21 protein-coding genes and 1 pseudogene are annotated in these 21,462 nt (G+C 69.7%); 10 read left to right on the top strand and 12 right to left on the bottom strand.

Annotated features, from left to right (window positions below; translation table 11 throughout):
- Positions 1 to 107: 107 nt before the first annotated feature.
- Together O3Q52_RS17760 and O3Q52_RS17755 are read right to left on the bottom strand one after the other, a co-directional pair.
- Positions 108 to 818, bottom strand: coding sequence for an AAA family ATPase (locus O3Q52_RS17760; protein WP_269649762.1), 711 nt, complete (start codon positions 816 to 818; stop codon positions 108 to 110).
- 63 nt (positions 819 to 881) lie between these two features.
- Entirely contained in the window at positions 882 to 1,307 is a 426-nt protein-coding gene (locus O3Q52_RS17755; protein WP_269649761.1) for a DUF5997 family protein, read from the bottom strand.
- A 37-nt stretch (positions 1,308 to 1,344) separates the two neighbouring features.
- On the opposite strand from O3Q52_RS17755, the gene O3Q52_RS17750 reads away from it, so the two are divergent.
- Both O3Q52_RS17750 and O3Q52_RS17745 read left to right on the top strand, forming a co-directional pair.
- Positions 1,345 to 2,136, top strand: coding sequence for a LysR substrate-binding domain-containing protein (locus tag O3Q52_RS17750; RefSeq protein ID WP_269649760.1), 792 nt, complete (start codon positions 1,345 to 1,347; stop codon positions 2,134 to 2,136).
- Positions 2,137 to 2,216: 80 nt separating this feature from the next.
- A pseudogene (locus O3Q52_RS17745) lies at positions 2,217 to 2,756 on the top strand (sensor histidine kinase); the annotation flags it as partial.
- Between the two features lie 160 nt (positions 2,757 to 2,916).
- Here O3Q52_RS17745 and O3Q52_RS17740 read toward each other — a convergent pair.
- From O3Q52_RS17740 to O3Q52_RS17730, 3 genes are all read right to left on the bottom strand, one after another.
- Positions 2,917 to 3,210: a twin-arginine translocase TatA/TatE family subunit gene (locus tag O3Q52_RS17740; RefSeq protein ID WP_269649759.1), complete on the bottom strand. Its 294-nt coding sequence runs from the start codon at positions 3,208 to 3,210 to the stop codon at positions 2,917 to 2,919.
- 107 nt (positions 3,211 to 3,317) lie between these two features.
- Complete coding sequence (locus tag O3Q52_RS17735; protein WP_269649758.1) at positions 3,318 to 4,010, bottom strand: hypothetical protein; 693 nt, start codon at positions 4,008 to 4,010, stop codon at positions 3,318 to 3,320.
- 113 nt (positions 4,011 to 4,123) lie between these two features.
- Positions 4,124 to 4,699, bottom strand: coding sequence for a TerD family protein (locus O3Q52_RS17730; RefSeq protein ID WP_055617887.1), 576 nt, complete (start codon positions 4,697 to 4,699; stop codon positions 4,124 to 4,126).
- Between the two features lie 232 nt (positions 4,700 to 4,931).
- Between O3Q52_RS17730 and O3Q52_RS17725 the strand changes: the two genes are divergently transcribed.
- The 5 genes from O3Q52_RS17725 (at position 4,932) to O3Q52_RS17705 (ending at position 8,704) form a co-directional block, all read left to right on the top strand.
- Positions 4,932 to 5,321, top strand: coding sequence for a BlaI/MecI/CopY family transcriptional regulator (locus O3Q52_RS17725; RefSeq protein ID WP_055617888.1), 390 nt, complete (start codon positions 4,932 to 4,934; stop codon positions 5,319 to 5,321).
- Positions 5,322 to 5,327: 6 nt separating this feature from the next.
- Entirely contained in the window at positions 5,328 to 6,260 is a 933-nt protein-coding gene (locus O3Q52_RS17720) for a M56 family metallopeptidase (RefSeq protein WP_269649757.1), read from the top strand.
- Between the two features lie 175 nt (positions 6,261 to 6,435).
- The gene (locus tag O3Q52_RS17715; protein ID WP_269649756.1) at positions 6,436 to 6,840 is read left to right on the top strand and encodes a GntR family transcriptional regulator; all 405 of its coding nucleotides are present in this window, start codon (positions 6,436 to 6,438) and stop codon (positions 6,838 to 6,840) included.
- Positions 6,837 to 7,733 (top strand): ABC transporter ATP-binding protein, encoded by an 897-nt coding sequence (locus O3Q52_RS17710; protein ID WP_269649755.1) that lies wholly within the window; start codon positions 6,837 to 6,839, stop codon positions 7,731 to 7,733. The genes O3Q52_RS17715 and O3Q52_RS17710 overlap by 4 nt, the downstream gene beginning before the upstream one ends.
- Positions 7,730 to 8,704: a transporter gene (locus O3Q52_RS17705; RefSeq protein WP_269649754.1), complete on the top strand. Its 975-nt coding sequence runs from the start codon at positions 7,730 to 7,732 to the stop codon at positions 8,702 to 8,704. Before O3Q52_RS17710 ends, O3Q52_RS17705 begins: the two co-directional genes overlap by 4 nt.
- Before the next feature lie 87 nt (positions 8,705 to 8,791).
- Here O3Q52_RS17705 and O3Q52_RS17700 read toward each other — a convergent pair whose 3' ends face one another.
- The 6 genes from O3Q52_RS17700 to O3Q52_RS17675 all read right to left on the bottom strand — a co-directional run bounded on the left by O3Q52_RS17700 (position 8,792) and on the right by O3Q52_RS17675 (position 17,976).
- Positions 8,792 to 9,247, bottom strand: coding sequence for a tellurite resistance TerB family protein (locus O3Q52_RS17700; protein WP_269649753.1), 456 nt, complete (start codon positions 9,245 to 9,247; stop codon positions 8,792 to 8,794).
- Between the two features lie 208 nt (positions 9,248 to 9,455).
- Positions 9,456 to 12,365: an AAA family ATPase gene (locus tag O3Q52_RS17695; protein ID WP_269649752.1), complete on the bottom strand. Its 2,910-nt coding sequence runs from the start codon at positions 12,363 to 12,365 to the stop codon at positions 9,456 to 9,458.
- A 170-nt stretch (positions 12,366 to 12,535) separates the two neighbouring features.
- The gene (locus O3Q52_RS17690; RefSeq protein ID WP_269649751.1) at positions 12,536 to 13,552 is read right to left on the bottom strand and encodes a (-)-alpha-amorphene synthase; all 1,017 of its coding nucleotides are present in this window, start codon (positions 13,550 to 13,552) and stop codon (positions 12,536 to 12,538) included.
- Positions 13,527 to 14,906 (bottom strand): cytochrome P450, encoded by a 1,380-nt coding sequence (locus O3Q52_RS17685; RefSeq protein ID WP_269649750.1) that lies wholly within the window; start codon positions 14,904 to 14,906, stop codon positions 13,527 to 13,529. Before O3Q52_RS17685 ends, O3Q52_RS17690 begins: the two co-directional genes overlap by 26 nt.
- 326 nt (positions 14,907 to 15,232) lie before the next feature.
- Positions 15,233 to 15,886 carry a TetR/AcrR family transcriptional regulator gene (locus O3Q52_RS17680; RefSeq protein WP_269649749.1) on the bottom strand — a complete coding sequence of 218 codons (654 nt, stop codon included), beginning with the start codon at positions 15,884 to 15,886 and terminating at the stop codon, positions 15,233 to 15,235.
- A 26-nt stretch (positions 15,887 to 15,912) separates the two neighbouring features.
- Complete coding sequence (locus O3Q52_RS17675) at positions 15,913 to 17,976, bottom strand: discoidin domain-containing protein (RefSeq protein ID WP_269649748.1); 2,064 nt, start codon at positions 17,974 to 17,976, stop codon at positions 15,913 to 15,915.
- Positions 17,977 to 18,289: 313 nt separating this feature from the next.
- Between O3Q52_RS17675 and O3Q52_RS17670 the strand changes: the two genes are divergently transcribed.
- The 3 genes from O3Q52_RS17670 to O3Q52_RS17660 all read left to right on the top strand — a co-directional run bounded on the left by O3Q52_RS17670 (position 18,290) and on the right by O3Q52_RS17660 (position 20,496).
- Positions 18,290 to 18,892 carry a hypothetical protein gene (locus O3Q52_RS17670; protein ID WP_269649747.1) on the top strand — a complete coding sequence of 201 codons (603 nt, stop codon included), beginning with the start codon at positions 18,290 to 18,292 and terminating at the stop codon, positions 18,890 to 18,892.
- A gap of 10 nt (positions 18,893 to 18,902) precedes the next feature.
- Positions 18,903 to 19,703: a fibronectin type III domain-containing protein gene (locus tag O3Q52_RS17665; RefSeq protein ID WP_269649746.1), complete on the top strand. Its 801-nt coding sequence runs from the start codon at positions 18,903 to 18,905 to the stop codon at positions 19,701 to 19,703.
- Positions 19,704 to 19,812: 109 nt separating this feature from the next.
- Positions 19,813 to 20,496 (top strand): NUDIX domain-containing protein, encoded by a 684-nt coding sequence (locus O3Q52_RS17660; protein ID WP_269649770.1) that lies wholly within the window; start codon positions 19,813 to 19,815, stop codon positions 20,494 to 20,496.
- Positions 20,497 to 20,547: 51 nt separating this feature from the next.
- Here O3Q52_RS17660 and O3Q52_RS17655 read toward each other — a convergent pair whose 3' ends face one another.
- A complete protein-coding gene (locus tag O3Q52_RS17655) occupies positions 20,548 to 21,315 on the bottom strand; it encodes a sulfite exporter TauE/SafE family protein (protein WP_269649745.1) in 768 nt (255 codons plus the stop codon).
- Positions 21,316 to 21,462: the final 147 nt, after the last annotated feature.

The raw sequence follows: 21,462 nt of genomic DNA, 5'->3' as shown, positions 1-21,462 counted from the left end.
GCGCTGATCGCCATTCTGGCAGGCGATCACTGGGGACAGTACGTGCGGGGGTGTGCGCGGGGGCTGGCCTCGGTCGCGGGCCCGCCCTCGGCCGAGGGCAGCCGACGTCAGCCGAGGATGTGCCGGAGATAGGCGTGCGGGTCGGCGAGGTAGCGGCGCCAGTGGTCGACCAGGGCGAGATCCTGCCAGGCCACCCGGCGCATCCCGTGGTCGCCGACCTCGATGATGTCCGCACCCGGCAGTGCCGTCAGCAGCGGTGAGTGAGTGGCGCAGATGACCTGCGCGCCCTGCTTCGCCAACTGGTCGAAATGGCCGAGCAGTTCGAGGCACGAGCCGAACGACAGCGCCGCCTCCGGCTCGTCCAGCACATACAGCCCCGGCTCCAGGAACTTCCCGCGGAACGCCGCGAGGAAGCCCTCGCCGTGACTGACCGAATGCGGCGCGAGCCCTTCCCGGTCCAGCGCGTCCAGTGCCGTCTCGGCCCGCAGGAAGAACCCCTTGCGGGCCGACCAGCTGCCGAGCATGCGACGCCCGCGTGCTGCCGCCGCGTCGAAGCGGATCCGCTCGCCGAGCACCGACTTGGCCCGGGGACTCGCGTACCGCCAGTCGTGCGAGCCGCCCCAGGAGTCCAGGCCGAAGCCCTCGGCCCGCGCCTCGACCAGGGTCGACTTGCCCGAGCCGTTCTCACCGACGACGAAGGTCACCGGTGCCGTGAACCGCATCCCGTCCGCCAGCAGCCCGCGCACACAGGGCACGGACCAGGGCCACGCGTTCTCGTCGTGCGAGGCGATGTGTGCGTACGCGCGTTCGATGATCACGGGTCGAGTCTTCCACAGCGCGCCGCGGCGGTTCGAGGGAATGCTGAGGCGGTCCGAGGACCGTTACTTATGCGGCTGGTCGCCCTTGTCGTCGCGCTCCGCGTTCTTCTCCTTGATGCGGACCGCTTCCTTGCGGACCTCGGCCTGCGTGGCGCGCTCCTTCTGGAGCCACTCGGGACCCTCGGCCTTCAGCGTCTCGATCTGCTCCGTGGTGAGAGCCTCCGTGACACCGCCGCGCGCGAGCCCCGCGATGGAGACGCCCAGCTTCGCCGCGACCACCGGTCGGGGGTGCGGGCCGTCGCGTCGCAGGTCCTGCAGCCACTGCGGGGGGTCGGCCTGCAGTGCGGTGAGCTCGGATCGCGAGACGACACCCTCCTGGAACTCGGTGGGGGTGGCCTCGAGGTACACACCCAGTTTCTTGGCCGCGGTCGCGGGCTTCATCGTCTGGGTGTTCTGGTGCGACGTCATGGTGTCCAGGGTATCGAGCATGTGAACCACCGCCGACCACGCCGGGTAACCTGGCCAGGTGACAGGCTCGGAAGATTCCCCTTCGTTCCGGCTCGCGTATGTCCCGGGAGTGACGCCCAGCAAGTGGGTGCGGATCTGGAACGAGCGGCTGCCCGACGTCCCCCTCACCCTCCTCGCGGTGTCCCTCGCCGAGGTCTTCGACGTGCTGCGGCGCGGCGACGCCGACGCGGGATTCGTACGGCTGCCGGTCGACCGTACGGACCTCAGCGCGATCCCCCTCTACACCGAGACGACCGTCGTCGTGGTCCCGAAGGACCACGTCGTGGCGGCGGTCGACGAGGTGCCCGCCGAGGACCTTGCGGACGACATCGTGCTGCACCCCCTCGACGACACCCTCGACTGGGAGCAGCTGCCGGGCCGCCCCGCGATCGAGCGCCCCGCGACGACGGAGGACGCGATCGAACTCGTGGCGGCGGGGGTGGGACTCCTGGTGGTCCCGCAGTCGCTCGCCCGCCTCCACCACCGCAAGGACCTCACGTACCGGCCGGTCACCGACGCCCCCGAGTCGCGTGTCGCCCTGTCCTGGCCGGAGGACCGGACCACGGACCTGGTCGAGGACTTCATCGGCATCGTCCGCGGCCGGACCGTCAACAGCACCCGGGGCCGTTCCACGGCCCAGTCGCAGCCGAAGGGCGAGTCCCAGTCCAAGAGCAAGGGCTCCGACAAGGACAACGCCCGTCGGAAACCCGCTTCGGGCAAGGCAACGGGCAAGCCGACCGGCAGGAGCCCACGGACAGGCTCCGGCGCCCCCAAGGGAACGAAACGCGGAAAGCCCCGCCGCAAGTCCTAGCGACTGCGGGGGCCGACGAGTCTCGCGGGCTACTCCCGGCGGCGTATGCGCCGGGATGATCCGGCCCATACGGTGATGGCGTGACGAGCTTCGACGGACTGGTGGAGCGTGCGCGATCGCTGTCGCCGCTGACCGCGGATCTGCTGGTGGTCGCCGTGGTCGGGCTGTTCACGGCGTCGGACGCCGCGTCCAACGACCCCGACTACCAGCAGGCGGACGGGCTGACCTGGCTGCTGCTCGCGGTCTCCCTGACCGCGCTCGTGTGGCGCCGACGGTGGCCGGTCCCGGTCGCGATCGTCACGGGCGCCGCCTGCGCGGGCTGGGCGCTGCACGGGCACATCGGGGAGCTGCTCAACCTGCCGGTGATCGTCGCCCTGTACACCGTCGCGGTGCTGGGCGACCGGCGGCGCACCCTGTGGACGGGGCTCGCCGCGTCCCTCGTCTCGGGCACGGTCGCGCTGCGGGTGGGGCGTGACGTGGCCAACCCGCAGGGGTTGCCCCTGCTGGAGATGATCTGGCCGCTGGTGCCGCTGCTCCTCGGCGAAGTCATCCGTACGCGGCGACAGTTGATGGACGAGTACGCGGCCCGTGCCGTCCGCGCGGAGGAGGAGCGGGAGCGGTCCCTGGCCACTCGCCTGGCGGCCGTCGGGGCTCCGGTGACCACCCACTTCCGGTGCCGGGACGCATTCGCCTGCGTACTGGAAGCGTGAGCTGTACCGCTCCCTCCCCATGCTGCTGCGTGCCTTGAGGATCCCGGACCCGTGACCGTGATGCCCTGCTTCACTCCTGTGGACGGGGCTGCCCGGAGTCCGGCTGCGTGGGGTCGGGCGCTGCGGAGGGCCGGACGGTGTCGGTGAGAGGGGTGTCGTGCCGCGGGCCGACGGTCTCGCCCGGGATGACGCGGGGAGCCGTCTGCCCGTCCGCCCCGGCCGGCTCGTCCTGCGCCGCCGCGGCCTCGGCCTTGAGGATGCGGGCCGACTTGCCCGCCGAGCGGGCCAGATCGGGGAGCTTCTTGGCGGCGAGGACGAGGATGACGACGACAAGGATGATCGCGGCTTCACTCAGTCCGAACATTCGGGTCCTGCCTTCTTCTCTGCCCGCGCCGGTCGTGGCTCGGGCACTGCGGGGACGGGGTGGTGCGGGGGCGGGCGGCACAGTGCTGGATGGCGCGGTGCGGGGAGTCAGTCGAAGCGGGTGGTGGCGAGCTGCCGGCGGAGGTAGGGCAGCACACCGCGCTCCAGCAGCGCCCGCTGCCACCTCGCACGGGCATGGTGCAGGTTACGGGCCGATGCCCCGGTCCGGTCGCCGTGGCCGGGGCGGGTGCGCAACGCGGTGCACAGCAGTGCGGTCAGCCCGGCGAGGGCGCTCGCGGCCGCGATGAGCGCGAACACCCAGCCGGCCGTGACGAGCGAACCGCCCATCGGGCCCTGCGCGTCGGCGAGCCGAAGGCTGTACCCGAGCACGAGCAGGACCGCCGCCGCCGTGCCGGCGATCGGCGGAGTGAGCGCGGCGAGGGCGGGCAACAAGGCTCCGGGATCGGCCGGTTGGGGCTGCCTGTCGTGCTCCACGGTCGCCCCGGACTGCCGACCGTGCTCCACGGTCGTCCGGGACTGCCGACCGTGCTCCTCGGAGGTACGGGACTGCCGGCCGCGCTCCATGACCGCTCGCGCGGCGAGGTACTCGCGGTACTCGTCACTTGCCGCGGCCGTGATCTCGTCCGCGGCCCGAAGCGCCTGGGCGCGCAACCGCGTGGCTGCCGCGCTCGTGGGGTCGGCGAGCAGCGCCGTACGGATGTCCGTCGTGCTCAGCGCCCGGCGCAGTACGTCCTCGAAATCCGCTCGGTCCTCCGGGCGGAGGCGGGGCGGGCCGGCCAAGTGGTCTCCCTGGGTGGCTCGCACGATGGAGGTGCGGCCCGCTTCAGGCGGGGCGCGGGCCCGCCCCGGTGAAGGGGGCGGGTCCGTGGATACGGAGGGCGGGAGCCGCTCGCTCAGACACCGACGCCGAAGTCGGAGGCGATTCCGGCCAGACCGGACGCGTAACCCTGGCCCACGGCACGGAACTTCCACTCCGCGCCGTTGCGGTACAGCTCGCCGAAGACCATCGCGGTCTCGGTGGCGGCGTCCTCGGACAGGTCGTAGCGGGCGATCTCGGCGCCGCCGGCCTGGTTGACGATCCGGATGAACGCGCCACGGACCTGGCCGAAGCTCTGGCCGCGGTTCTCGGCGTCGTGGATGGACACCGGGAAGACGATCCGGGTGACGTCGGCCGGCACGCCGGCGAGGTTCACCTTGATGACCTCGTCGTCGCCCTCGCCCTCGCCGGTGAGGTTGTCACCGGTGTGCTCGACCGACCCGTCCGGGCTGGTGAGGTTGTTGTAGAAGACGAACTGCGTGTCGGAGGCGACCTTGCCGGCCTCGTTCAGCAGCAGCGCGGACGCGTCGAGGTCGTAGTCGGTGCCCGTCGTCGTCCGGACGTCCCAGCCCAGGCCGACCAGGACCGCGGTCAGGCCCGGAGCCTCCTTGCTGAGCGAGACATTGCCGCCTTTGGCCAGGGAAACTCCCACGCTGCTCTCCTTCATCCTCGGTTGTGCGGTGTGTGCGGTGCCGGGTCCGAATGGTGAACCCGAAAAATAAATCTACATCACTGTAGAAATATGGGGAGTGGGTCGGTCGTACTCGGTCGCGAGGCCGGTCCGAACGAGGCGGCGGTTCTCCGGCGAGTGGAGCGCGAGCGGATCTCTATACGATGGACCGCCCGTGAAGTGTGAGTGCGCGGCAGCGGAAGGGAGGCAGGGCGTGACGGATCACCGGCGGCGTCCCCGGCGGCGGGGACAGGGTGAGCTGGAGGTGCAGGTCCTGTCGGCCTTGCGGGAGGCGGAGGGACCGGCGACGGCGGGCTGGGTGCAGGACCGCCTCGGCGGGGACCTCGCCTATACGACCGTGATCACGATCCTCACCCGGCTGCTGGCCAAGGGCGCGGTGACCCGGGAGCGCGCGGGACGGTCGTTCGCGTGGACACCCGCGTCGGACGAGGCCGGGCTCGCCGCCCGGAAGATGCGCAAGGTGCTGGACGGCGAACCGGACCGGGAGGCGGTGCTGGCCAGCTTCGTCACCGCGCTGTCGCCGGACGACGAGCGGCTGCTGCGTGAACTGCTGGGGCAGCCCGAGACGGAGAGGGAAGACTGAAGCCTCATGGGGGTGTTCGTCTTTCTGCCCTTGGTCCTGCCCCTGACGGCCTGGCCGATCGCCCGGCTGGCCGAGCAGCGCCTGCATCCGGGCACCGCGACCCGGCTGCTGACCGGCGTGGCCGGTGTCATGGCCGTCTGCAGCACGGTGTGCCTGGGGCTGCTGATGGTCGTCGGTACCGCGCAACTGCCCGGAAACCCGCTGCCCGACGGGTGGTCGGACCCCGAGGTGCGCGCGGCCGTCCCGTACGACGAGGTCGCCGGACGAGCGGCCATCCCCGCCCTCCTGGCCGTGGCCGTGGTGTGCGTGGGAACGCTGTGGCGGCACGGCAGGGTGCGCCGCCGCGCCCACCGCGCGCTGGCCGGACTGCCCGGTACGGGGGTCGCGGTGCTCCCCGACGAGACGCCCTACGCGTACGCCCTGCCCGGCGGAGCCCGTGACCGGGTCGTGGTCACCACCGCCCTGCTGTCCTGCCTCGAACCCGCCGAACGGCGCGCCCTGTTCGCCCATGAGCGCGCCCATCTGACAGCCCGCCACCACCGCTTCCTCCTGGTCGTACAACTCGCGGCCCGCGCCAACCCGTTCCTGCGACCCCTGCGAACGGCCGTGTCCTACACGGCGGAACGCTGGGCCGACGAAGAGGCGGCCCGTGCCGTGGGCAGCCGCAGGGCTGTGGCATGCGCGATCGGCAAGGCGGCGCTGGCCTCCCGAGGCACTCCCCTCCCGACACTCGCCGGCTTCGCCGCACCGGGCCCGGTACCCCGCCGAGTGGCGGCCCTCCTGGAACCCGCTCCCGCTGTACGCAACTGGCCCTCCCTGTTCACCACGGTCGGCATGGCCACCTGGGCGGCGGCCGTCGGCACGGCACTCTCCGCGATGTCCTCGGCCAACTCCGCCGTGACGATGGTCCTCATCCTGCACGCCGCGACACCACTCTGAGCCGGCGGCCCCGGTCGGACCTTCACGCGCCCGCCTTCGAGGACGAACAGCCCGGAGGCGGGGCCGCGGTGGGTGCTGCCGATGTTCAACACCACGACTCTGCTGTGCAGTTGGGGTCCGGCATGCCTTGACGAGCTAGCAACCTAGGAAGCTAAAGTACTAGGCAACTAGATAAATGGAGGAACCGGTGATTGAGTTCCACCTGAACGACCGGTCCGGCCTGTCTCCGTACCAGCAGCTGGTCCAGCAGGTGCGGCACGCGCTGAGGCTGGGTCTGTTGGAAGAGGGGGACCGGCTCCCGACGGTCAAGGACGTGGCGGGACGACTGGCGATCAACCCGAACACCGTGCTGAAGGCGTACCGGGAGCTGGAGCACGAGGGTTTGGTGGCCGCCCGGCCGGGTGTGGGGACGTTCGTGACGCGGACGCTGGCCGACTCCACGCTCGCGGCGCACGGCCCGCTCCGCCAGGACCTGCGGCGCTGGCTGACCAAGGCCCGCCTGGCAGGGCTCGACGAGGAATCCATCGAGGCCCTGTTCATGACCACCTTTCGGACCGCCGCAGGAGAGGACGTGGCGTGAGCGCCGTCTTACGGGCCCAGGCCCTGGGCAGGAAGTACAAGCAGCGCTGGGCGCTCCGGAGCTGCGACCTCGACGTGCCCACCGGACGGGTGGTCGGCCTGGTCGGCCCCAACGGGGCAGGAAAGTCAACGCTGTTGAACCTGGCCTCCGGGATGCTCACGCCGACCGCCGGCACCATCGAGGTGTGCGGCGGCAGACCGTCCGCAGGGCCCGCGCAACTGGCCAAGGTCGGTTTCGTCGCCCAGGACACCCCGACGTACGCCGCCTTGAGCGTCGCCGACCACCTCAGGCTCGGCGCCCGTCTCAACCCTGGCTGGGATGACGCCCTGGCCCGGGACCGGATCGCGCGGCTCGGCCTGGACCCCGCACAGCGGGCCGGGAGGCTCTCCGGCGGCCAGCGCGCGCAACTCGCCCTCACCCTCGGCATCGCCAAGCGGCCCGAACTGCTCATCCTCGACGAGCCGGTCGCTGCGCTCGACCCGCTCGCCCGCCGGGAGTTCATGCGGGACCTCATGGAGGCCGTTGCCGATCAGCAGCTGAGCGTCGTGCTCTCCTCCCACCTCGTCTCCGACGTGGAGCGGTCCTGCGACTACGTCATCGTGCTGGTCGACTCCCGGGTACAGGTGGCAGGCGACATCGACGATCTGCAGGCCACCCATCACCGGCTCACCGGACCCCGCCGCGACCCGGCCACCCTCCCGGCGGGCCAGTACGTCATCTCCGCCAGCCACACCGACCGCCAGAGCACCCTGCTGGTGCGCACCGACACCCCGGTCCACGACCCGTCCTGGACCGTCACCCCGCTCAGCCTGGAGGACATCGTCCTGGCCTACATGACCCGGCCCGCCGACGCCGTCCGCGATTCCCGGCCCGCGCTGGAGGTCCTTCGATGATCTGGCTGACCTGGCGCCAGTTCCGCACCCAGGCCACGGTGATCTACACCGCGCTGGTCTTGCTCACCCTGCTCCTCGCCGTCACGGGTCCGCAGTTGGCGGACCTGTACGACACCGCGGGAGACGACCTGTTCGGCCGGATCACCAGCGCCGACCAGACCGTGTACTACCTCGGCCTCGCGGTCGTCCTTCTCGTACCGGCCGTCATCGGCATGTTCTGGGGCGCGCCGCTGGTCGCCCGCGAGTTGGAGACCGGCACCCACCGCCTCGCGTGGAACCAGAGCGTCAGCCGCACCCGCTGGCTCGCGACCAAGCTCGGTGTCACCGGAGCTGCGGCGGTGACAGCCGCAGCACTGGCCGGCCTGGCGGTGACCTGGTGGAGCGGGCCGATCGATCAAGCCGTCAACAGCGGCGGAACCGGCGCGGACCCCTTCTACCCGCGCATCGATCCGCTGGTCTTCGGCGCGCGGGGCGTGGTCCCCATCGGCCATGCCGCTTTCGCGTTCATCCTGGGGGGCACCCTTGGCGTCCTCGTCCGTCGTACCGTGCCCGCGATGGCCGCCACCCTGGCGACCTACGCCGCCGTCCAGATCGTCATGCCCTTGTGGGTCCGGCCGCACCTGGCGGCATCCGTGCAGGCGAGCCTGTCGTTCACCGAGGCGAAACCGGTGACCATCGGCGTCGACTCCGTACGGGAGGTGGACTTCGGCCAACCCGGTGCCTGGGTCCTGTCGGAACAGACCGTCAACGCCTCCGGAGACCCGGTCCCGCTGCCCATGTCCTTGACCGACTGCCCATCCATGTCGGACTGCGCCGCCGCCCTCGGCGAGGCCGGCTACCGGCAAGAGGTCGTCTATCAGCCCGCCGGGAATTTCTGGACCCTGCAGTGGGCCGAGACCGGCGTCTTCCTCGGGCTCGCGCTCGCGCTGGGCGGCTTCTGCGCCTGGTGGATTCGTCGTCGCGTGGTCTGACCGGGCGGCGGTCCGGCTCTCCCGGGTCGCGACAGGCCGGGCCGTCGCCCGTGGGGGTACGGCCCGGCCTGAAAAGGCGCGGTCCGGTCAGAGGTCGAACTCGTGGGGCGGCAGGTCCAGGGTGAAGCACGCCTCGCGGACTACGGCCTGTTCGGTCTTGTCGAAGTCGCCGTCGGCGCCGCCGATGACGATGCCGATCTGGATCACGGCACGCGCCTCGGCGGGCTTCTTCTTCGCCTTGGCTATCTCCTGAAGGACGCTGACCTTGCCGAAGTCGAAGTCGGCGACCAGCTTGTCGAGATTGCCGTCGAAGCGGCGCTGGAGATCGGCGGCGGGGAAGTTCTGCAGAACCTCGTTGGTGGCGATGAGCTGGGCCACGCGGCGGCGCTCGGCCGGGTCGATCGTGCCGTCTGCGGCCGCGACCAGCGCGCACATCGCCATGCTGGCGTCACGGAAGGCGCCGCTCTTGAGGTCGTTCTTCTTCGTCACCAACTGGGTCTGCATCGTCGATGCGGACTCTTTGATGCGGTCCCACAGGGCCATGAGAACTCCGGTTTGCGTCAGAGGTGGGCCCGAGCCCGTGGAGGCTCCGACCGCCGCATATTTCTACAGCGATGTAGAAGCTATCAGGTGCGGGTGACGGCGGTCGTAGGAGCGCGCGGCCGGCTGTGGTCGCGGAGTGAGCCACTGGGCGAAGGGAACACGAAGCCCGGGTCCGGACGGTCCGGACCCGGGCTTCCTGACCATCAGGTCACGGACGAGGGCGGGGGAAGGTCTCCAGGGCTCTGGCGAGGCCGGCGGCGTCGGTGCCGATCTTGCGGTAGACCGAGGAGAGCAGTCGCGTCACACCCTGCTCGGTGAGGCTCAGCGCCTTCGCGACCACCCCTGCCTGGAGCCCCTGGGCCGTCATCTCGGCGGCCTTGCGTTCCGGGGCGGTGAGTGTGTCCGTCTGTCCGTAGCGAAGGGGCAGTGGCCGCAGTCCGGCCGCCGAGAGTTCTGCCCTGGCCCGGGTTGCCAGCGCCTCGGCACCGCAGTGGACGGCGCCTTCCTGGCCTTGGTAGAGCCGGTCAGCGGCCTCCTGCAGCCTGCCGTTCCGGGACAGCGCGGCACCGTGGCCGACCAGCGCACGGGCCAACTCGTACGAGGCGGGCGACCGTTCGAGATGCTCGATCGCCTCCGTGTGCAGGTCGAGCGACGCAGGTCCGCCCGTCACCTCGGCCTCGGTGTGGAGCGCCTGGCCGATCGCGGAGGCCGCCCCGAAGTCACGGGCCCGCTTGACGGCGTCCTGGGCGAGACGGATCGCCCGGTCGGGAGCGGTGGGAGCGATGGCGGACGCGAGATTCAGCTGCCAGGGGCACCAGGTCGGATTTCTCCAGGATCGTGACTCCAGCCATTCGCCTACCGCGGACAACAGGTGCTCGGCCTCGGAGTGCCTGCCCTCTGCCAGGAGCAGATCGGCGTACACCGTGCGGGGATCCGGGTAGATGACAGCGTTCGGGACCACTTCGCCGTAGTGGTAGAAGTCGGCGAGCTGCCGCGCTTCGTCGGTCCGCCCGCGGGCGAGGAGGATCTGAATGAGGATGCCGATGGCGAACCACTGGGCGGGCACCGCTCCTTCCACCCGGTCGGCGGTGCGCAGTCCCTCACGTACGAATTCCTCCGCCTCGGTGAGGCAACCGCGACGGTAGCGGATGTAGCCGAAGAGGGTCTGGCCGACGGCCAGGTGGGAGCCGCGCCAGCCTTTGGTCTCGCACTCGGCCATTCCCTTGGTGAACAGTTCCTCGGCCCGTCGTGGCTGGTCGCAGTACATGAAGACGAGGGCGACGGAAACGGGCAGCTCGAAGCCCCGGTTCTCGGCGGTCCAGCTCAGCCCGCCCCGCAAGGACTCCTCGGCATACTCAAGAACGGTCTGCCGCGGCTCGCCCCGCATCATCGCGTCCCAGGACCGAAGGCCCAGGATGTACCGCTCCTCCAGACCACGGCCGGTCAGCCGCGCGGCCAGCCGTGTCAGCCTGCGCGAGCGGGCGGCCGAGTCGGGCTCGTCGGTGCGGAACGCGCTCCATACGAAGTGGTCGGCCTGCATGCGCAGTCGGATACGCGGATTGGTCGCCTGCTGCGCCTCGTCGGCGGCCACGGCCGCGGCCTCGGCCACCCGGTCGAGGTGGGCCAGCGCCTGGGTCAGCCGGTAGACGATGGAGGCGCGCAGATCGGGGTCGACCCCGGGTTCCGCGAGAGCCGCCCGGAGGTGGCTGACGGTGGCCGCGGGTTCGATCAGGAAGGTCGAGCACGCGAGTTCGTGGAGGAGCGCCGCCCGGTCCTCCGGAAGGGGCGGCTCTTGAAGGGCCCGGGTCAGGACGCGCCGGGCGGCCTCCGGAGCCCCGGCGCACAGGTACTCGCGGGCCGCCTCCCGAAGGCATGCGACGGCCTCGGGCCTGCCCTCGCACGGGACTTCCAGCAGATGCCGGGAAGCGGCGGTGGGCCCGAACCCCGCGGCGTGGACCGCCTCCGCCGCCGCGTTGTGCAGACCGACCCGCAGACTCGCGGAGATGTCCCGGTAGACCGCTGTCGCGATCAAGGGGTGTACGAACTCCAGGCCGCTTCCCTGACCTGGGGCGTCCTTCAGGATCCGAGCGGTGCGCAACCTCTCGGTCGCCTCGGCGGCTTCCTCGCTGCCGACCACCGCGATGGTGGCGGCAAGCTCCGGCGAGATGGACGTACCGAGGACGGCCGCGGCCCACGCGAAGCGGACGGTGGTCGTACCGAGCCGGTGCAGCCGGTCGAGCAGCCCGGGTCCCTTGACCGCCGAGGCGAGGTCCCGCATCGAGGACAACTCGTCCCGGGTGCCCTTCATTCGGCGCTCGCCGAGTCGGATGGCGAGCTCGACGGCCTCGAACGGGCTTCCGCCGGTGGCCGTCCAGCACTCGTCGCAGAACTCGTCCTCGGCTCCCTCGCCCACCTCGTCCCTGACGATGCGTGCCACGCCCGCGGGCGTGAGCGGTGCGAGGGAGTAGGGGCGGTTCCGATGGCGTTCGACGAGTGTGCGGAAGACCGCCGCCTCGCTTGGCAGTTCGTCGGGCCGGTAGGCGGCGACGATCAGCAGCGGGAGGTCCTCGGCCCGTGGGGCGAAGGAGGCGAGCCAGTTCAGGGACTCGACATCGGCCCAGTGCATGTCGTCCAGGAGCAGGATGACGGGCGCCTTCATCACCGCGAGGCGCGTCATGACCCAGTCGAGTCCGTCGCGCACCCCGGTCGGGTCAGGCACCCGGGCGCTGCCCGTCGCCTCCAGACCGAGCGCGGCGGCGACGATGTCGTACCAACTGCCCAGAAAGGCCCGGCGCTCGGGCTCGTCCATCGCCGCCAGGGCGGGTTGCACGAGCTGGCGCACCACGTGGAAGGCCAGCTCCTGCTCCTTCTCGCCGCCCTTGCCCGAGAACACCGTGAACCCGTGTGCAACGGCCCGGGCGCGTGCCTCCGTCATGAGCGCTGTCTTGCCCAGCCCGGCCGAGCCGGTGAAGGTGAGGAGTCCGGTGTGGCGCGGTCGCGGCACACCGTCCCCTGTATCACTGAGGTCGGCCAACGCGGCGTCGATCGCGCGGAGTTCCCTATGGCGCTCCAGCAACAGATGGCTCTCGGAGTCCGGTTGCCGCAGCTCGTGCGCCATATGCCCTACCGCTTCCTGTTCGTTGATCCTTCGGAAGGCAGCGATGAGCGTACGCCCTTGCGGACATCGGGTGGTCGTATTGAGCAATGAGTACACAGGGAAGGGCGAATCATGCATCGGAACGGTTTGAGCGCCTTGCTTTCAGGTAACGTAAGTTGGCTGGTCTGCTGTCAGTGGGTGGAAGACATTGCGGCCGCGTCGGCATAGCGCGGCACGGTGCGGGACCAGTAGTAGCACCCGCGAATCCAGCCGGACATGCCTTCCACGTAACCGACGCCGGCGGGGCTCAGCTCCGGCTTGATCTTCTCGTAGAGCGTCTCGAACTCGTCGATGGTGCTGTTGATCCGTCGGATGGCCAGCGTGACGGCCTGCGGCAGGGAACACTTGTACGCACGCTGATAGGCGAGGGCCAGGTTGATCATTCCGCCGGTCCGCTGCTCCTTCACCGAGGAGAAGAGGTCGGCTATCCACACTGCCGCATCGATCGAGAGACGCCTCAGGCGCCGCATTGTGGCGTGATGCAGGTCCTCGGGGGCGAGTTCGCAAGGCTGCGCGGCTTCGTACAACGGATAGAAAGGCTCGATGCCCGCGGTCAGCGAACGTATCGAGTTGCACAATCCCATCCGCACCGGAGGAGAGTGTGTCTGGGCCACCGCCTCGTACAGCAGACCGTGCACGTACTCGCGGCTGTTCCAGGCCCACCGTGCGGCCTGTGCGGGTGTGCACCGTTCCTGGACCTGGCGGTGGAGATCGGCGAGGGCCGCCCCGAGGGGCGTGACGGGCGGCTGGCCGTCGCGCAGGATTCCGATGCTCTCGCTGAGCATGGGCAGGAGGCGGCCCGGTCGGCGTCGGCCGACCTCTTCCGCCAGGTCGTCGAAGATGAACTGGTAGGCGATTTGGTTGGCCACGATCTGGAGGACGTCGCGGTCCACGGTCGGGCTGTTGTAGGAGGCGAGTTCCGCCGGGCGGGTTTTGGCGATCATGGCCGCCACTGCCGGGTCGTCGGTCAGTCCCCAGGTACGCAGCCAGGTGTCGACGCCTGCCGCCGATTCGGATTCATGGCGGTTGCTCAGGAAAGGGAACGGCATGTAGAGATTGGCGTCGATGAGGTCCTTCAAGTTGTCCGCGGGAATTTCTTCTTGCAGGGCGAGCGTGATTTCCTCATGCGTCGTCGACACCGTTGTCACCTGCCGTTCGGGGATCCTGTGTACGGGATGTCACCGTGGTTGGGGGAGCGAGAGAACGGGCGCGCGGCGGTGTGCCGACCGGTATGCGTGAGCGTGGTTCGCAGATCATCTGCAGCGACCTCGGGCCCAACGTCGCCGCGGGGCGCGGTTGTTGGACGGGGCCGGGCGGATGGCGCAGCCGCCAGTGACCGGCGATGACCGCGACGGCCACCGTGGCCTCCGCCATCGCGAACGCGTCACCGATGCACTTGCGGCTTCCCGTGGCGAAGGGGAGCATCGCGCGGTGCTGTGCGGCGCTGCTTCGCTCCGAACCCGGCAACCAGCGCTCGGGCAGGAACAGTTCGGGGTCGGGGAACGACGCGGGATCGTGGTGCAGGAGATAGGGGCTGTACAGGACCGTGGCGCCCCGGGGGAGTCGGCACCCGGCGAGCTCCGTCTCTCTGGTCGTGACGCGGGTGAAGAGCCAGCCCGGTGGTGAGTGGCGCAGCGTCTCGGTGACCGCGGACCGGGTGTAGGTGAGCCGCGACAGGTCGTCGAGGCCGGGCCGTCGCCGCCCGTCGAGCACGGTGTCGACCTCGGCGTGCAGCCGGCGCTCGGTCTCCGGATGCTGTGCCAGGAGGCTGAAGGCGGAGGCCATGCACAGTGCGGTGGTTTCCACGCCGGTGAGCAGGAGCGTCATGAGCTGGTCGTGGACTTCCTGTTCGGTGACCGCCGCGTCCTCGCCCCCGTCGCGCGCGGCAGCCAGCAGCGTCCCCAGCACGTCGTCGCGGGGAGCGCCCCGCCGCCGTTCCGCCATGACGGAGTCGATGATCCCGTGCAGCCGGTCGACCGCACGCCGATAGCGACGGTTCGCCGGCGTGGGGACACGGAACGGGGCGTCGACCGGCACGACCGTGCGGACGAACAGGCCACGGACGATGGTGCCGAGGGCGATGCGCACCTGGGCGGCCCTGGCGTCGTCGAGCGAGTCCGAGAGGAGGACGCGGCTGGTCACCCTTGTCGTCAGGGCCATCATCGCCGCGCTGACGTCGATCCTCTGTCCGGCCTGCCATGCTCGGCACACCGACTCGGCCTCCTCGCCCATCAGTTCCGTGTAGTCGGCGACGCGGGAGGCGCGGAAGTCGGGCTGGAGCAGCGTGCGCTGCCGTCGGTGTGCCGCCTGGCGGCAGGTGACCACACCGTCACCCATCAGGGCCCGGAGCCTGTCGTACTGCGACCCTCCCTTGTCGAAGGTGCGCGGGTCCATGAGCACCCGGTGGACCAGCTCGGGGTGGCACACCATCCAGGCCCGCAGCGGGCCCAGGCGTAACTCGACCAGGTCGCCTCGGGCGGGCAGGGAATTGAGAAAAGCCAACGGGCGACGGAACAAAGCGATACCGTGGCTGATGCTTGGGAATATGCCTGGCGCAGTGCCCACAGTCCATAGTCGATCCGGTTCGGGCATGGCGTCGCTCATCGAATACCACCTGCCTCAGTCGACTCACGTAAATCGGTGAACGTGCCACCGGCTCGGTGCTTGAGTCATGTCCTGCCCAGTTCAACTGCTGTCGGCTCCCCAGATCCACTTTCCGTGGGGGCGCACAGGAGCACAAAGAGGCGTTGGGTGAAACATTGTTGATGCATGCTGCATTTACTGGAATTGCCTTTCGTCACTCAAGTGGCCTTTTGTAAAGGGGCACATCAGGGGGACGAAAAAGAGGAACCGGCGGGACCGGATCCTGTACGGGGCGGCAGTTCGTCCGCATCGCGCACGAGGCCCGCGACATGGTCGGTGATCGTGTCGAGGATGTCCGCCCAGGCCGCGTCGTCGCCCAGCACAAGGAAGTTCAGGGTCAGACCGTCGGTCATGGCGGCCAGATAGCGGGCCAGCACGGGGGCCGGGACGCGGAGTTCGAAGTCCATGCTGCGGGCGAGCTGCTCGACGAGCTCGGTGTAGGTGTCGCAGTACAGCTGGTACTGCCGTCGCGCCAGATGCTCGAACCCCGGCTGACGCAGGGCGTACTGCGTCAGCTCGTACGTGAGCATGTGCTCGCCGGGATGCGCGGACACATGGTCCCAGTAGGCCTGGAAGCCGGCCCGGACGGTCTCCCGAAGGGTTGCCTTCGGCCTGATCGCCTCCCTGACCACCGTGACGGAGTGCTCGGTGATCGTCGTGATGACGGACTCGATCAGGGCCTGCTTGGAGTCGAAGCAGTAGTGGAAGACGCTCAGGGACAGACCGGCCTCCGCGGCGATGGACCGGGTCGTCGTCCTGGAGACGCCGTCCCGGGTCATCGCGCGGATGGCCGCTTCGGTGAGCTGCCGACGCCGTTCGGTCGACGGCATCCGTGCCATGGGTGTTCCCTTCGTTCCGGTGGGCGTCAGCTGCTGTAGACGCCCACCTCGTAAAGGGAGTAGCCCCAGTCGGTGCCCCGGTCCAGCCCGAGGATCCGTACATGGCGGGCCGGTACGCCGTTGAACCGGGCCGTGTCCAGACCGCCGTCACCGGCGGTGGTGGACCAGACGGACTGCCAGGTGGTGCCGTCGGTGGAGACCTCGACGCGGTACGACTTCGCGTAGGCGCGCTCCCATTCGAGGGTGACACGCCTGACCGTGCTCGTGGAGCCGAGGTCGATCCGGAGCCACTGGTCGTCGCTCCAGTCGCTCGCCCAGCGGGTGTCCGTGTTCCCGTCCACGGCCCGGCCGGGGGCGTAGCTCGTGAACGGGTTGGACTCCGACGAACTGGCCGACGCGGAGGCGCCCTTGGCGAGATTCACCCCCGCCTTGTGCCGCTCGGACGCGCCCCAGGTGTCGAGATACGACTCGGCGCCCCGGAAGAGGTCGTCCACGACGTCCTGGCCGCCGACTTTCCGGATGTCCTCGATCCAGTCGGGGACCAGCCCGTAGTGCGAGGCCCCGTCGGTGTTCAGGTCCCAGGTGCGAGAACCGGTCGTCTGCTTGTCGATGACCGAGCCGCCGTCGGTGCTGCGGAAGGGATACGTCACGGGGTTCGAGGCGTCCGCGCCGCGCGGGGCCGGCCAGCCGCCGACGCCGTTCATGTCGGTGCCGTAGCCATATCCGACGTCGTACTTTTCGCGCAGTGCCTTGGTGCGGTCCGCCTCCGCGCTGAACCCCTCGGATCCGCGCATGTACTGGGCGACGAAGCCGCCGAGACCGTACACGCGCTCAGTCCAGTTGGGGTCCATCCAGCTGTGCGAGGAGAGCGCACCGGGGTAGGACTCCGACTCGAAGATGTCGAGGACCCGCCCGGTGGCTTTGACGCTCATATGGTCGACGTCGAGCATCATGTTGCGCTGCATCATGCCGCGTACGGCGTATTCCCCGAGCTCGGTGAGCCCGCGTTTGTTGCACTGCGCGTCGTCGTCGTACGACGGGACCTCGACCCCCGCCGGCAGCTCCTTCTCGGCGCTCGGCGCCGCCGCACCCCCGATAGGGTTGTCGCGCCGCGGGCCCGTGCACTTCTCCGTCTGCCAGAAGGTGCCGGTCGAGAGGAACTGGCCGACGTTGATCGCCGTACCCAGGCTGCCCTCGTCGAAGCGGACCCCGCAGAGCGCGTTGTCGAACTTGTGGCAGAGGAACATGCTGCGTACGCCCAGGTCGTACAGCTCGTCCAGACCGGCGTCGATGTCGTCCTTGTCGCACTGGGCGATGTCCAGGATCTGCTTGCAGCCGAACGGCTCGGAGGTCTCGACGCCCAGGACGACGGCCAGCTTGCCCTGCTCGATGACGCCCCGGGCCTGCTCGCTGTCGGTGACGATCCGGAACCAGCCCTTGCCCGTGCCGCCGTACATCTTGTCGATGTGGGCCTGTAGATCGTACGTCAGCTTCGCCTGCAGACGGATGGACGTCATCTCGTCGCAGCTGCGGTCCTTGAAGGGGTAGACCGAGCAGATCACACCGTTGGTGACGAGGTCGTTGACGAGTACGCGCTGGCCGCCGCGCCAGGCCCGCTCCACCCAGGCGTAGTAGTTCTGCTGGTGGGTCAGCGAGTCGTAGGCCGGCCAGTCCTTGAAGGTGGGCCACCCGTCGGGGTCGTGCTTGCCGTCGCCGCCCTTGGTGATGAAGTCGAAGACCGCGAGCGAGCCGTCGGGGTAGTGCTCGGGGCAGTCCTTGAGCGCGTCGGCCACTCCCGCGTCGGAGAACGGCTTGCCGCAGATGAGTCGGCCGCCGAAGCCCTCGTTGGCCATGATGTGGTTGTGCGCGTCGACGAACCCGCGTACCTCGCCCTGGGAGTTGGTCCCCTTGAAGGGCTCACCGGTGACGTTGACCTGGGAGTCGGGCGCGGGTCGCGCGACCGGGTTCCACCAGTCCGTCCCTGCCGCGGAACTGGGGGTGGGGCCGAGTGTCACGGCCATCACGAGCAGGAGCAACGACAGAACCGTGACCGGTCTGCGCCTGTGGTGCGGCTGTTGAGTCATGGTCATCACCCACGTCTTCGGTCGGCGGACGGCGCAGTCGATGAGCCGGCCGGTCGGGGCTCGACACCCCACGGCTGGTTGTCATGACTCGTGCAAACGATGGGTCGAGAATCGCGACTGACGTGAACGGAGTCAAGAGTCCGGGACGGATGACCTGATGGTTCGTCGGCCGCGACGGGTCGCGGCGATGAACGGCTGGTGCACATGGACCTCTTGACGGCCCGTTGGTCTAGTCCTACCTTCCAGTCAGTCGTTCAAAAAGGCAGTCATCGTTCATGTCTGTGAATCTCGACTGCCCCCCCACACCCAAGGAGCCGACATGCTCACGCGCTTTCGGGCGCTCACCGTGACCGGTGCGGTGTGCGCTTCAACGTTCATGGCCCTGCCGAACGCCGTCGCCGAGGTGGAACCCGGCGGCTGGACCTCGGTCTCTCCCACCTACACCGTCCAGGAGCGAGGCTGCGGACAGGTCGACGGACTGACCTTCCAGCTCACCTGCTCCACGGCCAGCGGCGACCAGCGCGCCGAGCGGCGGTACGCCACCTACACCGGTGGCACCCGCCAGTTCGAGGGCTACTTCCGGATCAGCAGCCTCAGCGGCACCCGCATCAGCCTCAAGCAGACCTTCAACGAGTCCGCGGCGGGCCCGTACTTCATGCTCGCCGTCGAACGCGGCGGGCGCCTGTACGCGGTCCACGGAGGCGCCACCCTGTCGAACGCGGGCACCGTCGGTGCCACGGTCCGCGTCAACACCGTTCACCAGGTGGGCAGTTCGCACCGCACGTACATCAACGGCTCACTCCAGCACACCTACGCGAGCCCCGGCGGCAGCTTCTACGACAAGTTCGGCGCCTACCGCACCAACAGCGGCAGCGGACCGGCCACCGTCGTGTGGAGCAACGTCCGCTTCTGGCGCAAGTAGCCGAGAACCCATGAGTGTTCCCGTACGCATCGCAGCGCCGACAGCTCTCGTCCTCGCTCTCGTCCTGGCGCTGTCGGCCTGCTCGGCCACGTGGACGACAGGCGGGAGAGGGGTGGACGGAGGTCCCGCGACCGCCGGGCACCCCGTGGCAGGGGAGGCCGATGCCGCCTCGGGGGTCGTGCTTCATGCCGAGCGCACCACGCCCACCGACATCGACCTGCGCTGGCGGGGCGGCGGTTCGGGTGCCTCCGGCCACGTCCTCGAATTCGCGACGGAGGAGTCGGGACCGTACACCGTCCTGCAGTATCTGCCGCCTCAAGTGACGAGCTACCGGCACCCCGACCTGATGCCGAACACCACCTTCCTCTACCGCCTGCGCGCCTTTCGGGGTCCTGTCTCGGAGCCGGTGAGCGTCACCCTCCCGAAGGGGGAGCTGACGGCGGCGGACGAGAACTCCAGCCACGACTGGCTGCCCGCTCGCAAGGATCCGAAGCGGACGGTCCCGGGCCGGCCCCTCCGTTCCACGGGTGCCGGAGCCCCCACCGGGTTCAAGGCCACGGTCAAGCATGCGAACGGCATTCTCTTCATGTGGACGGACCGTGCCTCCGACGAGTCGGGGTTCCTGCTGGAGGCCCGTACGAGGACGGGCTCGGCGTACCAACCCGTCGTGGTCCTCGATCCCGACGTCAATTCCACAGGTCTGATCACCCTGCCCACCGAGAAGGAGGCGTCCTACCGGGTCCGGGCCTTCACCTACGGAGAGCGGTCGAACGTGGTCCGGCTGACCACCGGCGAGTCCACCGGTCCCTGACCTGCCTGACACGGACCGGACCAGGATGGTAGAAGCAGGACATGACCACTTGTTCCACCTGCACATTCACCTCCGGCACCACCCGCACCTCCTCCCCGGCCGGCGCACGATGACCGCGGGCATCGACACCCCCGACAGCAGGGGCCGCACCGGACTCGACCGGATCGGCCTGGACCTGACGGGAAACCACCGGGTCAAGGTGCGGGGCGTGAAACTGCTGTCCTGCCACTGGTACGTGGAGCGCACCACGACCTTCGACTTCCAGCACGCCGACGGCACCTGGTCCACCCAGGAGCGCGAAACGCACGACCGCGGCAACGGCGCCACGATCCTGCTCTACGACGCAGACCGCGAAACCGTGCTGCTCACCCGTCAGTTCCGCTATCCCGTGTACGTCAACGGCCACCCGGACGGGATGCTCGTCGAGACCCCCGGCGGACTGCTGGACGAGGACGACGAACACCCCGAGGTCGCCGTACGACGCGAAGTCATCGAGGAGACCGGCCACACGGTCGGCGACGTCCAGCGGGTCTTCGACGTCTATATGAGCCCGGGATCGGTCACCGAGCGCGTGACCTTCTACGCGGCCTCGTACGGACCGGCCACCCGCACCCACGAGGGCGGCGGCCTCGACGAGGAGGGCGAGGACATCGAGATCGTCGAACTGCCCTTCCGCCAGGCCCTGTCCATGATCCGCACCGGCGAGATCGCCGACGCCAAGACCATCATGCTGTTGCAGTGGGCGGCGCTGGAAGGGCCGTTCAGCGGGAAGGACACGTCCGCCGCCGAGTAGTCCACCCGGCACGCATGGAACCCGGGTGGTCCACTCGGGTTCCATGCGTGCTCAGCGGAGCAGCAGTTGGACGATCGCGACGGTGCCGACCGCCACGATCAGGGCTCGTAGGGCCGCGGGGCTGAAGCGGCGGCCGAACTTCGCCCCGAACTGGCCGCCCAGCGCGGAGCCGCAGGCGATCAGTGCGACGGCCGTCCAGTCGAAGTCCGCGACGAAGAGGAAGAACGTCGCGGCGGCCGTGTTGACGATGGCGACCAGGACGTTCTTGACGGCGGTGAGCCGCTGCAGCGACTCGTCCAGGAGCGTCCCCATCACGGCCACGTAGATGATTCCCTGCGCGGCGGCGAAGTAGCCGCCGTAGACGCTGGCGAGGGTCAGGCCGGTGAACAGCAGAGGGCCACCGTCCCTGCGGGCCGGGACGCCGGTCCGTTCGCGCCTGCCGCGCAGGTACTTGCCGATCAGGGGCTGGAACGCGACCAGAACGAGGGCGAGCCCCACCATGACCGGCACGATCCGCTCGAACGCCGTCGCGGGGAGGGCCAGCAGGAGCGTGGCGCCCGTCAGGCCTCCCAGCAGGGCACCGACGCCCAGTTTCAGGATGCGCCGGCGCTGGCCGCGCAGTTCCTCCCGGTAGCCGAAGGCTCCGCTGATGTTGCCGGGGATCAGCCCGAGCGCGTTGGAGACCGTGGCGGTGACGGGCGGCAGGCCGGTGGCGAGCAGAACCGGAAAGGTGATGAGCGTCCCCGAGCCGACGGCGGTGTTGATGCCGCCCGCGCCCACCCCGGCGGCGAACACGGCGAGACCTTCCAGTGGTGTCACGCGGTGCCCTGCCCGGCGTGATCGCCGCCCGTGATCGGCTCGACGGCGGAGACGGTTCGGCGGAAGCGGCACCGGGAGACGTTCATGGAGCCGACGCTAGGCGGCGGACACTTCGGCACCGGCCGAAGTGTCCCGGCTGCTCCCGCC

The sequence above is a fragment of the Streptomyces sp. ActVer genome (genome assembly GCF_027270795.1).
Classification (GTDB): Bacteria; Actinomycetota; Actinomycetes; order Streptomycetales; family Streptomycetaceae; genus Streptomyces; species Streptomyces umbrinus_A.
This window is presented reverse-complemented; position numbering and strand designations above follow the sequence as displayed.

What these genes read in the sequence shown, in the direction of transcription:
- O3Q52_RS17675 (WP_269649748.1), bottom strand. Translation starts at nt 17,976, where the DNA reads ATGACCATGACTCAACAGCCGCACCACAGGCGCAGACCGGTCACGGTT.
- O3Q52_RS17670 (WP_269649747.1), top strand. Translation starts at nt 18,290, where the DNA reads ATGCTCACGCGCTTTCGGGCGCTCACCGTGACCGGTGCGGTGTGCGCT.
- O3Q52_RS17705 (WP_269649754.1), top strand. Translation starts at nt 7,730, where the DNA reads ATGATCTGGCTGACCTGGCGCCAGTTCCGCACCCAGGCCACGGTGATC.
- O3Q52_RS17660 (WP_269649770.1), top strand. Translation starts at nt 19,813, where the DNA reads ATGACCGCGGGCATCGACACCCCCGACAGCAGGGGCCGCACCGGACTC.
- O3Q52_RS17665 (WP_269649746.1), top strand. Translation starts at nt 18,903, where the DNA reads ATGAGTGTTCCCGTACGCATCGCAGCGCCGACAGCTCTCGTCCTCGCT.
- O3Q52_RS17715 (WP_269649756.1), top strand. Translation starts at nt 6,436, where the DNA reads ATGGAGGAACCGGTGATTGAGTTCCACCTGAACGACCGGTCCGGCCTG.
- O3Q52_RS17755 (WP_269649761.1), bottom strand. Translation starts at nt 1,307, where the DNA reads ATGCTCGATACCCTGGACACCATGACGTCGCACCAGAACACCCAGACG.
- O3Q52_RS17680 (WP_269649749.1), bottom strand. Translation starts at nt 15,886, where the DNA reads ATGGCACGGATGCCGTCGACCGAACGGCGTCGGCAGCTCACCGAAGCG.
- O3Q52_RS17720 (WP_269649757.1), top strand. Translation starts at nt 5,328, where the DNA reads ATGGGGGTGTTCGTCTTTCTGCCCTTGGTCCTGCCCCTGACGGCCTGG.
- O3Q52_RS17695 (WP_269649752.1), bottom strand. Translation starts at nt 12,365, where the DNA reads ATGGCGCACGAGCTGCGGCAACCGGACTCCGAGAGCCATCTGTTGCTG.
- O3Q52_RS17740 (WP_269649759.1), bottom strand. Translation starts at nt 3,210, where the DNA reads ATGTTCGGACTGAGTGAAGCCGCGATCATCCTTGTCGTCGTCATCCTC.
- O3Q52_RS17700 (WP_269649753.1), bottom strand. Translation starts at nt 9,247, where the DNA reads ATGGCCCTGTGGGACCGCATCAAAGAGTCCGCATCGACGATGCAGACC.